The sequence below is a fragment of the Pseudomonadota bacterium genome (assembly GCA_038533575.1).
In the GTDB taxonomy this organism is placed as follows: Bacteria; Pseudomonadota; Alphaproteobacteria; order Rhodobacterales; family Rhodobacteraceae; genus Shimia_B.
The window spans coordinates 1,899,559-1,911,211 of record JBCAYL010000001.1 but is presented as its reverse complement, the minus strand read 5'-3'; the positions used below and the strand labels follow the sequence as shown (position 1 = coordinate 1,911,211).

Annotated in this window: 12 protein-coding genes; 8 read left to right on the top strand and 4 right to left on the bottom strand. The window is 60.8% G+C overall.

The window, feature by feature from the left end; genetic code table 11:
• Nucleotides 1-319 precede the first annotated feature (319 nt).
• Nucleotides 320-835, bottom strand: coding sequence for a CBS domain-containing protein (locus AAFM92_09680; protein MEL7300639.1), 516 nt, complete (start codon nucleotides 833-835; stop codon nucleotides 320-322).
• Between AAFM92_09680 and AAFM92_09675 the strand changes: the two genes are divergently transcribed.
• Nucleotides 834-1,109: a hypothetical protein gene (locus tag AAFM92_09675; protein MEL7300638.1), complete on the top strand. Its 276-nt coding sequence runs from the start codon at nucleotides 834-836 to the stop codon at nucleotides 1,107-1,109. The two genes, AAFM92_09680 and AAFM92_09675, sit on opposite strands and share 2 nt — an antisense overlap.
• Nucleotides 1,110-1,117: 8 nt before the next feature.
• Here AAFM92_09675 and nqrM read toward each other — a convergent pair whose 3' ends face one another.
• Both nqrM and AAFM92_09665 read right to left on the bottom strand, forming a co-directional pair.
• Nucleotides 1,118-1,360, bottom strand: coding sequence for a (Na+)-NQR maturation NqrM (gene nqrM / locus AAFM92_09670; GenBank protein MEL7300637.1), 243 nt, complete (start codon nucleotides 1,358-1,360; stop codon nucleotides 1,118-1,120).
• 24 nt (nucleotides 1,361-1,384) lie between these two features.
• Complete coding sequence (locus AAFM92_09665) at nucleotides 1,385-2,401, bottom strand: FAD:protein FMN transferase (GenBank protein MEL7300636.1); 1,017 nt, start codon at nucleotides 2,399-2,401, stop codon at nucleotides 1,385-1,387.
• A 227-nt stretch (nucleotides 2,402-2,628) separates the two neighbouring features.
• On the opposite strand from AAFM92_09665, the gene AAFM92_09660 reads away from it, so the two are divergent.
• From AAFM92_09660 to nqrF, 6 genes are read left to right on the top strand one after another with little or no spacing between them, the layout of a single operon-like run.
• On the top strand, nucleotides 2,629-3,969 hold the full coding sequence (locus tag AAFM92_09660) for a Na(+)-translocating NADH-quinone reductase subunit A (protein ID MEL7300635.1): 1,341 nt from the start codon (nucleotides 2,629-2,631) through the stop codon (nucleotides 3,967-3,969).
• 4 nt (nucleotides 3,970-3,973) lie between these two features.
• Nucleotides 3,974-5,182 carry an NADH:ubiquinone reductase (Na(+)-transporting) subunit B gene (locus tag AAFM92_09655; GenBank protein MEL7300634.1) on the top strand — a complete coding sequence of 403 codons (1,209 nt, stop codon included), beginning with the start codon at nucleotides 3,974-3,976 and terminating at the stop codon, nucleotides 5,180-5,182.
• Nucleotide 5,183: 1 nt separating this feature from the next.
• On the top strand, nucleotides 5,184-5,993 hold the full coding sequence (locus tag AAFM92_09650) for a Na(+)-translocating NADH-quinone reductase subunit C (protein ID MEL7300633.1): 810 nt from the start codon (nucleotides 5,184-5,186) through the stop codon (nucleotides 5,991-5,993).
• Nucleotides 5,993-6,646, top strand: coding sequence for an NADH:ubiquinone reductase (Na(+)-transporting) subunit D (locus tag AAFM92_09645; protein ID MEL7300632.1), 654 nt, complete (start codon nucleotides 5,993-5,995; stop codon nucleotides 6,644-6,646). The genes AAFM92_09650 and AAFM92_09645 overlap by 1 nt, the downstream gene beginning before the upstream one ends.
• Nucleotides 6,646-7,254 carry an NADH:ubiquinone reductase (Na(+)-transporting) subunit E gene (gene nqrE, locus AAFM92_09640; GenBank protein ID MEL7300631.1) on the top strand — a complete coding sequence of 203 codons (609 nt, stop codon included), beginning with the start codon at nucleotides 6,646-6,648 and terminating at the stop codon, nucleotides 7,252-7,254. The genes AAFM92_09645 and nqrE overlap by 1 nt, the downstream gene beginning before the upstream one ends.
• Before the next feature lie 12 nt (nucleotides 7,255-7,266).
• A complete protein-coding gene (gene nqrF, locus AAFM92_09635; protein ID MEL7300630.1) occupies nucleotides 7,267-8,490 on the top strand; it encodes an NADH:ubiquinone reductase (Na(+)-transporting) subunit F in 1,224 nt (407 codons plus the stop codon).
• Between the two features lie 46 nt (nucleotides 8,491-8,536).
• Here the strand turns inward: nqrF and AAFM92_09630 are convergent, their stop codons facing one another.
• Entirely contained in the window at nucleotides 8,537-9,811 is a 1,275-nt protein-coding gene (locus AAFM92_09630) for a bifunctional diguanylate cyclase/phosphodiesterase (protein ID MEL7300629.1), read from the bottom strand.
• Between the two features lie 226 nt (nucleotides 9,812-10,037).
• Here AAFM92_09630 and AAFM92_09625 point away from each other — a divergent pair, with 226 nt between their 5' ends.
• Nucleotides 10,038-11,522, top strand: a complete 1,485-nt coding sequence (locus AAFM92_09625; protein MEL7300628.1) for a cryptochrome/photolyase family protein — start codon at nucleotides 10,038-10,040, stop codon at nucleotides 11,520-11,522.
• Nucleotides 11,523-11,653: the final 131 nt, after the last annotated feature.

Below are 11,653 nucleotides of genomic sequence, written 5' to 3'. Positions count from 1 at the left end.
CCTTTTGGCGTCTAATGGCCAAAGTGGCTAGGCCCGGCATGCTTGATGGACAGACGCGCAGGCGACTGCACTGCCGAATTGTGGATGGTGTTTGTGAGGTGAAGTCCCGAAGCGCAGACGTTTCTTTTCCGAAGGGCTCTGGAGGGTGTGCTTAAACGTTTCCAAACTTCGGAATTGCGCTCACCGACACTCGTTGCTGGGTATAGCTGCGAAGGTTCGACGGCTTCTCAAGAGCTGTGCCACGACGCGGCTCTGCCGCCCCGGCAGAGACTGGACCGACAGCGCTCGTCGCCGCTGTCAGCGAGCGCGCAGTCTATTGCTACCCGACGATCATCTGCTTCAGCTGAAGGGCTTCGTGCTCCACCTCCGAGAGGCGGAATTGGACGACGTCGCCGATGGTTACCATGCCGCAAAGGTCCGCACCCTGGACGACGGGCATGTGGCGGAAGCGGCCTTCCATCATGCGCTGCAACACCACAACGAGGGAGTCGTTGGGTTCGCATGTCACGACTTTCGACGTCATGTTCTCCGAAACCGTCTGGGGAAGGGTCTGGCCGGGCGTCTCCGCGAGCTTCCGGACAATGTCGCGTTCGGAGAGAATGCCCTTCAACGCGCCGTTCTCGTCAGTGACCACGAGCGCGCCGATGCGCTTTTCCTTCAGGATGCCAACAGCTTTCGAGATCGTATCATGCGGCCGGATCGCAATTACGCTGTTGCCCTTGGTGGAGAGAAGGTTGGCGACCGTCCCGTTCCCGCCAGCGGTATTCGACGAGATTGATTGGCTATGCGTCTTGGCCGGCGTGCCGCGAGACGGAGCTTGATAAGAAGTAGGCATGGCCAAGGACCTCCCTATTTGTGTGTTGTCCCCTGCTGTGATCCACAGCCTAGACACGCAACTTGATTCAGGGAAGGGCGCTGTTTGGATGGCAGATTTGATGTTGAGCCCGCTGGCGGCCACGTTGATCTTTGTCGCGGCCTGCCTGTGCGGCATGCGCTATCGCAGCGTGTGGAAGGCAGAAGGCCCGACGTGGCAATTGTGGCTTTTTGGGCTCGGCGCGGCGTGCGGTCTTGGCCTGTTGGCGTTCGTGCCGCTCTCGGGCGGCACGTAGCTGTCGCGCTAGGCGCCTTCCGCCTCCATCTTGGCAAGCATCTGTTTGGCCTTGGGGCAACCCCGAAGCCTCTCCTTGAGCGGCGAGTCGGGATCGACCTCTTTCTTGCAGACGAGACAATGATCAGCGTCTGAGATGGCGTTGAGGCCACCGCATGATCCCTTGATCCGCTTGTTCATGAAGATGACGCCCAGCGCCATGCCGAGCATCACCAGAAGCAAGAGAACGAATGCGAGAAGGAAGGTTTCCATCTCAAGGGCTCCTTTGGCCGTGGGTCAGGCCGCGAGCGTCTGGAAGGCCGCCGATGCCGCTGTTGAGAAGCCGTCGCCATCACGATCGATGAAGAGCACGGGCATGTTCAGCGCATTGGCCAGTTCAAGGCCGGTTTCAGACCCCAAGATAAGCATTGCCGTGGCCCATGCATCGGCCAGCATCGCATTTTCAGTCACAACCGTGGCACTGGCCGTGGTGTGCGTGATCGGACGCCCGGTCGACGCGTCGAGGATGTGGCTGTAGCGCTGACCGTCCCTCTCGAAGTAGTTCCGGTAGTCGCCCGAGGTGGCGAGACCCATGCCCGTCACACCGACGACCTGCTGAACGCCGGAGAGCGCTTCAGGCGTCTCGATGCCAATCTGCCATGGGTTTCCGTCGGGGTTGACGCCGGCGGTCAGGAGATCGCCTCCGATCTCCACCATGAAGTCTTCGACGCCCAAGCCGGCAAGCGCTTCGCCGATGGCATCCACGCCGTATCCCTTTCCGATGGCGGAAAGATACACCTCGGCCGCTGGGTCGGATTTCGTCAAAGAACCTGCGCCAACCGTGATCGCGCGCGCCTGGCCGGTCGCCTCGCGCGCTGCAGCGATGGCAGCGTCGGTCGGGATCCGCGAGGACACGTCTTTCGCTCCGAAGCCCCAGAGATCGATGAGCGGGCCGGTGGTCACGTCAAAGCGTCCGTCGGAAAGGGTGTGCACCTCTTCCGCTGCGGCCATGACGGCCGCGAACTCAGGCGACACAGACATGGGCGCCGTCGAACGCATCGCGTTGAAGCGCGACACTTCGGACGTGGCGTCCCAGTTCGACATGCTGGCGTTGATCGACGCCAGCACGGTGTCGACTTCGCCCTGGAGCTTCGTGCGGGACAGCGCGCCAGACTTGTCGACGGCGACGATGGAGTAAGATGTGCCCATCGTGCTGCCAACGAGCTCGATGATGTTTGTCCGGTCCTTGCAGGCGGCAAGGGCGAGGGGGACGAAGAACAGTGTGCGACGGGAGATGATCGTTGGGTCTACCACGGTATGCCTCTTTCTGGATCGCTCTTCCTTTATCAGAATGGACGGCGCCGTCTCGCGACAAAGTAGCCCAAAACGGTAATTTAAGACACAAATGATCGCGATCCGCGACATAGTCGCCCGAGCTGTCAGAAAGGCGGTGGCTGCGACCCCGCGCCTCTTTCGAGAGGTGTGCGATCCTTGTATTCACCGGCATGCAAAGACCAGCAAACAACAGAAGCGAGTCGCGCGTGCAGCATTTTTCGCTCAAGAGAGGCCTGAACTTGCCCGTCGAGGGCGCCCCGGAAAGGGGCATCACTGATGGGCCGGCCGTTCAGCGAGTTGCGCTCCTAGGAGCAGACTATGTGGGGCTGAAGCCCCGCCTTCAGGTAGAAGAAGGCGACACCGTCGCCGCCGGAAGCCCGATATTCGCCCACAAGGATACGCCCGACGTGTTCGTCACCTCGCCGGTGTCCGGGCGCGTGAAGGCCATCAATCGTGGTGCCCGCCGCGTGCTGATCAGCGTCGAGATCGAGATTGCAGCCGGGCAGGACCCGGTGGATTTCTCCGGCGTGGGCGGTGTCGACTCGAGTGACGCGATTGCAGAGAAGCTGGCCGCGTCTGGCCTGTGGACGTCCTTCCGCACCCGCCCTTACTCCAAGGTGCCGCCGTCCGACGCGCGTCCCGCAGCTATTTTCGTGACAGCGATGGACACAGAGCCGCTCGCTGGCGACGCCGCAGAGATCATTGATGATGACCGCGCGAGCTTCGTGCGTGGGCTCGAAGTGATCGCCAAGCTCACCGAGGGCAAGACGTACCTGTGCCATTCACAGGGCGCTGATGTACCCGGCGGAGATGTCGAGGGCGTGGAGCCGGTGACGTTTTCCGGGCCGCACCCTGCGGGGCTGCCCGGCACGCACATTCACTTCCTCGAGCAGGTGACTTCAGACCGGCAGGTCTGGACCATCGGCTACCAGGACGTGACGGCGATCGGCCGCCTTTTCGAAACGGGCAAGCTTGATGGCTCCCGGATCGTCGCTCTGACGGGCCCGAAGGTGAAGAACCCTCGCCTCGTCCGCACCATCTCGGGGGCGTCGATGGTCGATCTTACGCGCGGCGGCATCCACGACGACGCGCCTCTGCGCATGATCTCGGGCTCGATCCTGTCGGGCCGGTCCGGTGAAGCGGAGAGCGCCTATGTCGGGCGCTACGCACGCCAGATCACGATCATCGAAGAAGACAAGCGGCAGCACTCGTTCGGCTGGATCCGCCCGATGCGCGAGAAATACGCCATGCAGCCGGTGCTCGGCTCGGCGTTCGCGCGGAAGACCTACGCGCTGACATCCAACCTGAATGGGGGACGGCGCGCGATGGTGCCCTATGGCACGTTCGAAGAGCTGATGCCGCAGGACTACCTGCCGACGCAGCTTCTTCGGGCGATGCTCGTGATGGACACTGACCAGGCCCAGGCGCTCGGCGTACTGGAGCTTGATGAAGAAGACATGGGCCTCGTGGGTTTTGCCTGCCCGGCCAAGTACGAATACGGCGAGGCGCTTCGTGACTGCCTCACCAAGATCGAGAAGGAGGGTTAAACCCATGGGTGCCCGCGACTTTTTCGACCGTATAGAGCCGCAATTCGAGAAGGGTGGTAAGTACGAGAAGTACTTCCCCATCTACGAAATGGTGGAGAGTTTCCTCTTCACGCCGAAAACGGTCACGACCGCTGCGCCTCACGCACGGTCCTATATCGATATGAAACGGATCATGATCTACGTGGTGCTTGCCACGTTTCCCGCGATCCTACTCGGACTCTGGAATGTCGGTCTGCAGGCCAACGAGGCGCTCGCCGTCTCCGGCATTGATCCGACCGGATGGCGGGCCTGGGTGCTGAGCGCCACGGGAATCGGCTTCAATCCGGCCAACCATTTCGCGAATTTCATACACGGGTTCCTGTACTTCCTGCCCATCTACGTCGTGACCGTGGTGGCGGGCGGCATCTGTGAAGTGATCTTCTCCGTGGTGCGCGGGCACGAGGTCAACGAGGGCTTTCTCGTCACCTCCATGCTCTACGCCCTGATCTTGCCTGCGACCGTGCCGCTCTGGCAAGTCGCGCTCGGCATCATTTTCGGGGTGATCATAGGTAAAGAGGTCTTCGGGGGGACGGGGAAGAACTTCCTCAACCCTGCACTGACCGCTCGAGCCTTCCTCTACTTCGCGTATCCCGCGCAAATGTCGGGTGACAGCGTCTGGATCGCCGTCGATGGCTACACGGGCGCCACGTCGCTCGCGATTGCTGCGTCCGATGGTTTCCAAGAGCTCGCAGGCACGACGGGGACCTGGTGGGATCACTTCTGGGGCTTCATTCCGGGGTCCATGGGCGAAACGTCGACCGCGGCGATCCTGCTCGGTCTCGTCTTCCTCTTGGCCACGAAGATCGTGAATTGGCGTATCCCGGCGGGGGTGATGCTAGGCACTATCGCATTCACGTTGCTCCTGAACTTCATTGGCTCGGACACGAACCCGATGTTCGCCATGCCCTGGCACTGGCATCTTGTGATGGGTGGCTTCGCCTTCGGCATGGTCTTCATGGCGACGGAACCGGTCTCCGCCTCGCACACCAATGCCGGCCGTTGGATCTACGGCGCGCTCATCGGTTTCATGGTCGTGATGATCCGTGTCATCAACCCAGCTTTCCCCGAAGGCATGATGCTGGCCATCTTGTTCGGGAACGTATTCGCACCGCTGATCGACTATTTCGTGGTGCAGGCAAACATCCGTAGGAGGGCGCGTCGACATGCCGTCTGACATGCCAAACGAAGAGAAACCCAAGGGCTTCATCAGCCGCTTTTTAGCGGCCCCACCCGATAGCGTGGGCAAAACCATCGTGGTCGCGGTCTCGCTCTGCCTTGTGGCGTCCCTTGTGGTGTCGGCAGCAGCCGTCTCGCTGCGCCCCACGCAGGAGGTCAATGAGGTCCGCAACATGCGCCTCAACGTGCTCCAGGTGGCCGGTGTCTATGACGAAAGCGTGCCGGTGGCAGAGGCCTTCGAGGCGTTCGAGCCGCAGGTTCTCAATCTCACGACCGGCGAGTTCTCGCCGGAGTTCGACGCGGTGAGTTTCGATGATGCCGCCGCGGCAGAGGATCCGGAGCTGAGCCGCGCGCTCAGCGATGATCCGGCCGGGATAGGCCGCCAGGCGCTCTACCGCACGGTCTATCTGCTGCGCGACGATGCCGGGGCCGTGGACAAGGTGATCCTGCCCATCCACGGCTATGGTCTCTGGTCGACGCTCTACGGCTTCATCGCCATCGAGGAGAACGGCAACGACATCTTCGGCCTGCAGTTCTACCAGCACGCCGAGACGCCTGGCTTGGGCGCCGAAGTGGATAACCCGCGTTGGCGCGCCCAGTGGAACGGAAAGCAGATCCGCGATGCCGAGGGAGACCTCGAGATCACCGTGGCCAAGACCGTACCTGCGGCGGGCGAGGACTATCACATTGACGCGCTTGCCGGTGCGACGCTGACCTCGGTCGGCGTGGACAACCTGGTGCGCTTCTGGCTCGGTGAAGAAGGCTACGCGCCGTTCCTCGCCAAGCTCAGCGAAGGAGGGGTTTCTTAATGGCCCAGACGAAACGCGAAATGCTCGTCGACCCCATGGTCGACAACAACCCGATTACCTTGCAGGTGCTCGGGATCTGCTCGGCGCTGGCCGTGACCTCGTCGATGCAGGTGGCGGCGGTCATGTCGCTCGCGGTTATCTTCGTGACCGCGTTCGCGAGCTTCTTTATCTCCTGCCTGAGGAACCAGATCCCCGGCTCCATCCGGATCATCGTGCAGATGGTGATCATCGCCTCGCTCGTGATCATCGTGGACCAGTTCCTGCGGGCCTACGCCTTCGAGATCAGCCAGACCCTTTCGGTCTTCGTCGGCCTCATCATCACGAACTGTATCGTGATGGGCCGGGCCGAGGCATTTGCCATGAAGAACGCGCCGATCCCGTCTTTCATCGACGGTGTGGGGAACGGGCTGGGCTACGGCCTCATCCTCATGATGGTGGGCTTCGTGAGAGAGCTTTTCGGCTCTGGTTCGCTCTTTGGCTTCACTGTCTTCGAGACGGTGAATAACGGGGGCTGGTACGTGCCGAATGGTCTGCTGCTGCTTCCGCCCTCGGCGTTCTTCGTCATCGGCTTGATCATCTGGGCCTTCCGCACCTGGAAGCCAGAGCAGGTTGAAGAGCGTGAATTCAAGATCCAGACGGTGGAGGCACACTGATGGAAGGCCTTCTGTCCCTGGCCGTTAAGGCCATCTTCGTCGAGAACCTCGCGCTCTCGTTCTTCCTCGGGATGTGTACCTTCATCGCCGTGTCGAAGAAGATCGCGACGGCCATCGGCCTCGGTATCTCTGTCATGATCGTCCAGTCGATCACAGTGCCGGCGAACAATCTCATCCTGAACTACCTGCTGGCGCCCGGTGCGCTGAGCTGGGCGGGCTTCAGCGAGGTGGATCTCACCTTTCTCGGTCTGATCTCCTATATCGGGGTCATCGCCGCCCTCGTGCAGATCCTCGAGATGGTTCTCGATAAGTATTTTCCGCCGCTCTACAACGCGCTGGGCGTCTTCCTGCCGCTTATCACGGTGAACTGCGCCATCCTCGGCGGCTCCCTCTTCATGGTGGAGCGCTCCTACGACTTCGCGGAATCTGTCACCTACGGCATCAGCTCCGGCTTTGGCTGGGCGCTCGCGATCACGGCCATGGCGGGCGTGCGCGAGAAGCTGAAATACTCCGACATTCCCGACGGGCTGCAGGGGCTCGGGATCACCTTTATCACCGCTGGATTGATGGCCATGGCATTCATGTCCTTCTCCGGCGTCAAACTCTAGGAGACGCTTTCCATGGCAACTCTCGGACTTGGCATTGCTCTCTTCACCCTCATCGTGCTTGCGCTGGTGATGGTGATCCTCGGCGCCCGTTCCAGACTGGTGTCGACCGGCAATGTGAATATCGAAATCAACGGGGAAAAGACGATCTCCGTGCCGGCGGGTGGCAAGCTTCTGCAAACGCTGGCTGAGCAAAAGCTCTTCGTCCCCTCCGCCTGCGGTGGCGGTGGCACCTGCGCGCAGTGCCGCGTGAAGATCCACGAGGGGGGTGGCTCCATCCTTCCGACGGAAGAGAGCCACATCACCAAGCGTGAGGCTCAGGGCGGGGATCGTCTCTCCTGCCAGGTGGCCGTTAAGCAGGACATGAAGATCGAGGTCCCCGAGGAGGTCTTCGGCGTCAAGAAGTGGCAGTGCACCGTGCGCTCCAACGAAAATGTCGCCACCTTCATCAAGAACCTGGTGCTGGAGCTCCCGGAGGGCGAAGACGTCGCTTTCCGCGCGGGCGGCTACATCCAGATCGAGGCTCCGGCGCACCACGTGAAGTTCTCGGACTTCGACGTACAGGAGGAGTACCGGGAGGACTGGGACAAGTTCAACATCTGGCAGTACGAGTCCAAGGTGTCTGAGCCGATCGAGCGCGCGTATTCGATGGCGAACTACCCGGACGAAAAGGGCCTTATCATGCTCAACGTCCGGATCGCGACGCCGCCGCCGCGCACGGAGGGGATCCCGCCGGGCAAGATGTCATCCTACATCTTCAACCTGAAACCGGGCGACAAGGTCACGATCTCGGGGCCGTTCGGCGAGTTCTTCGCGCGTGACACCCAGAAAGAAATGGTCTTCATCGGCGGTGGTGCGGGCATGGCGCCCATGCGCTCCCACATCTTCGATCAGCTCAAACGCCTCGAGAACCGCGATCGCAAGATCACCTTCTGGTACGGTGCCCGTTCCAAGCGCGAGATGTTCTTCGTCGAGGATTTCGATGAGCTGGCGGAGCAGTTCGACAATTTCGAATGGCACGTGGCTCTGTCGGATGCTCTGCCGGACGACAATTGGGATGGCTACACGGGCTTCATCCACAATGTCCTCTTCGACGAATACCTGAAGAACCACCCCGCGCCGGAGGACTGCGAATTCTACATGTGTGGCCCACCGATCATGAACCAGTCGGTCATCAACATGCTCCTTGATTTGGGCGTGGACCGCGAAGACATCATGCTCGACGATTTCGGCGGCTGATGCTGTAGGACTTGCAAGAAAGGCGGCTCAGCGAGCCGCCTTTTTTTTAGCCGCGCTGATAGGGCAGCGGCTTGCCGAGATAGAAGCCCTGCGCATACTCGGCCCCGAGACTGCGAACGAGTTCGAAGTTCTCCTTTTCCTCGATACCTTCGACGACGATGGCAGCGCCTGCCTTGTGTGCGAGATCGATCATGCCGGACAGGAGGTCCCGGCTCTTCTGGCTGCCGGACGACGATCTGACGAACCTGCGGTCGATCTTGACCATGTCCACTGGCATGGATTCGAGGCGCTCGAGGTTCGATGCGCCGACGCCGAAGTCGTCCAACGCGATCCGAATGCCGGAGCCGCGGAGATTGTCCAGGACCTCGCTCACGGCTTCGACCTCGCTCTGGATGGCAGCCTCGGTGATCTCGAAGATGATCTTTTCCCGAGGGGAGGCGCCGATGATGTCGTTGACCCACTCAATCTCGCCGCCGGCGATGCGTTCCAGAAACGCCATGGAGATATTGAAGCAGCAGAAGGCGCCTTGGCTCAACGTCACCCATTCGGTTGCGGCGCGGGCAAATTCGAGCGGGGGCCGCGCTCGCGCGCTGTAGGCCTCTGTCATCGTGCTGAGGAACTGCGCAGGGGCGAGCACTTGCCCATTTGGCCGCTCCCACCTTAAGAGTGCCTCGTAGCCGCGAACCTCCCGCTTCTGGCAGCAATAGATCGGTTGAAGGTAGTAGCCGATCTCCGAGCGCTCGAGCGCGAGACGCAACTCATCGACGCTCGGGCTGAGTTCCATGGCTTCGGCATCGTGCATGTTGAGGTGGTGCGCGCGCCCCTTTCCGAGGTTCTTGGCACACCGCATGGCCGTGTCGCCAAGATCAATCGCCTCGTGCGTGGCCAAGGCTGGCACAAGGCGGACGCATCCGATGGAGGCGGCACGTTTGATCGTCAGTTCGCCGACACTGATTTCGGAATGGAGCACGGACGCACCAAGTCGCCTTGCGAGTTGGTCCACAGCCGCGGGCCCGGATTGGAAAGAGAGCGCGACGAACTCGTCTCCGCTGAGCCGCGCCACAAAATCCTCCTCCGCGAGGACACCGGCAAGCGATGAGGCGATGAGCTGAAGCAGTCTATCGCCCATCTTGTGACCATAGTGATCGTTGACGCTCTTGAAGTTGTCGAGATCGATGAAGAACAGCGTGCCGTTCGCAGCGGCATATCTCGTGTAGTGCTCGAGAAAGTAGTCTCTCGAGCGTGCGCCAGTGAGGCTGTCCGTCGCGAGGCGTCGTTCGAGATCCGCTACACGCTCAGCGAGCCGTGCGTCTGTCTCCACTCCGCGCACGGACTTTTCATCCAAACCATCGATAACCTGTCTCCCGCTTCCCTGCACAGCCTACACGTTACTCTTCGCGGGGCCAGACAACTTTTAGGAAAGTAAAAGTGGGAAACGATGTGTTCTCGTTGGCGAAACTTTCAGAATGCCCGCCCGGTTTTTTCCGAGCTTCACTGGCCACCTATCCGCAGCCGCTTAGCTAGAGGCCTCCCAGCAGGAGAACGTCTTGGCCAGCTCGCTCATCGTCTTTCCCAACCAGCTTTTCGAAGATCATCCGGGCCTCGATCTCGATCCAAGCACCGTTCTGTTGGTGGAAGAGCCACTTTTCTTCGGCGACCCGGTCTATCCAGCCGTCTTTCACAAGCAAAAGCTTTGGTACCATCGCGCGACCATGGCGCGGTACCAGTCGCTGCTGGAGGAGAAGGGCTTTGCCGTCTCGATCGCACGGTACGAGGCGGACAAGGAGATGCTCGCAAAGGCCATCGGACGCCTTGAGGCTGATACGCTGGTGGCCTGCGACGTCGTGGATCACACGCTCGAGAAGAGGCTCCGTGCGGCGGCCAAAGCCCACAACAAGCGATTGGAGCTCCTTCCGACGCCGCTCTTCATCAACAGCTACGAGGATAACGCGCACTACAAGAGCGGCAAGAAATCCTGGTTCATGGCCGACTACTACAAGGCCCAGAGGCGCAGGTTGGATGTGCTGATGGAGGAGGGCCAGCCGGTGGGCGGGCAGTGGTCTTTTGACGAGGACAACCGCAAGAAGGTGCCAGCGAAAATGATGGGGGAGATCCCATCCCTTCCATCTCTCAACCGCGCGCCGGAGGATCTCGAGGCGCGCACGTCCGTTCTCGAGGATTTTCCGGAGAATTACGGGCGCTTGGAAACGCTGATTTATCCGACAAGCCATGACGAGGCTGCCGACTGGCTCGACACCTTCCTCAAGGAGCGCTTCACGCTCTTCGGTGACTATGAAGACGCCATCGTCAAAGGAGAGACGTGGCTCTGGCACGGTGTGCTCACACCGATGCTCAATACCGGGCTGCTCACGCCGCAGCAGGTTTTGGACACCACGCTGGCCCACGCTGAAAAGCACGATGTGCCCCTGAACTCTCTGGAGGGCTTCCTTCGGCAAATCATCGGGTGGCGTGAGTTCATGCGGGCGACTTACGAAGACCTTCATGTGCGCATGCGTACGACCAACCATTGGAAGCACACGCGCGCCATGCCGCCGAGCTTCTACGACGGAACGACCGGCATCGATCCCATCGACGACACCATCACGCGGATTCTTGAGACCGGTTACTGCCACCACATCGAGCGGCTCATGCTGCTCGGCGGCTTCATGTTCCTCTGCGAAATCGATCCCGACGACGTCTACAAGTGGTTCATGGAGATGTTCATCGACAGCTACGACTGGGTCATGGTGCCAAACACCTACGCCATGAGCCAGCACGCCGACGGAGGGCTGATCACCACCAAGCCTTATTTCTCGGGGTCGAACTACATCAAGAAGATGTCTAATTGGGGGAAGGGTGACTGGACCGCGATCTGGGACGGCCTCTACTGGCGTTTCATTTGGGAGCACCGGGAAGAGCTCGGCGGCAATCCAAGGTGGGCCATGATGTGTCGCACGGTCGAGAAAATGGACGATGATAAGCGCGAGGGCCACCTCTCAGCAGCAGACGCGTTTCTTGCAAAGCTTGGTTGAGCGGGGGTGCGAGCCATCGACAGGGCTCGACTTTATGGCCGCAAAGACGCGGTTGCTTTTCTCCGGCTTCGGTGGTCATGAACTCTCGCGCCTGCGTCGTTTTGGCGTGCGAATTTCTAAGTCCGCTTGAC

Bases quoted from the DNA above. Each gene is read 5' to 3' on its own strand.
- AAFM92_09675 (MEL7300638.1), top strand. From the start codon at position 834: ATGGCCAAGGACCTCCCTATTTGTGTGTTGTCCCCTGCTGTGATCCAC.
- AAFM92_09680 (MEL7300639.1), bottom strand. From the start codon at position 835: ATGCCTACTTCTTATCAAGCTCCGTCTCGCGGCACGCCGGCCAAGACG.
- nqrM (MEL7300637.1), bottom strand. From the start codon at position 1,360: ATGGAAACCTTCCTTCTCGCATTCGTTCTCTTGCTTCTGGTGATGCTC.
- AAFM92_09655 (MEL7300634.1), top strand. From the start codon at position 3,974: ATGGGTGCCCGCGACTTTTTCGACCGTATAGAGCCGCAATTCGAGAAG.
- AAFM92_09650 (MEL7300633.1), top strand. From the start codon at position 5,184: ATGCCAAACGAAGAGAAACCCAAGGGCTTCATCAGCCGCTTTTTAGCG.
- AAFM92_09645 (MEL7300632.1), top strand. From the start codon at position 5,993: ATGGCCCAGACGAAACGCGAAATGCTCGTCGACCCCATGGTCGACAAC.
- nqrE (MEL7300631.1), top strand. From the start codon at position 6,646: ATGGAAGGCCTTCTGTCCCTGGCCGTTAAGGCCATCTTCGTCGAGAAC.
- nqrF (MEL7300630.1), top strand. From the start codon at position 7,267: ATGGCAACTCTCGGACTTGGCATTGCTCTCTTCACCCTCATCGTGCTT.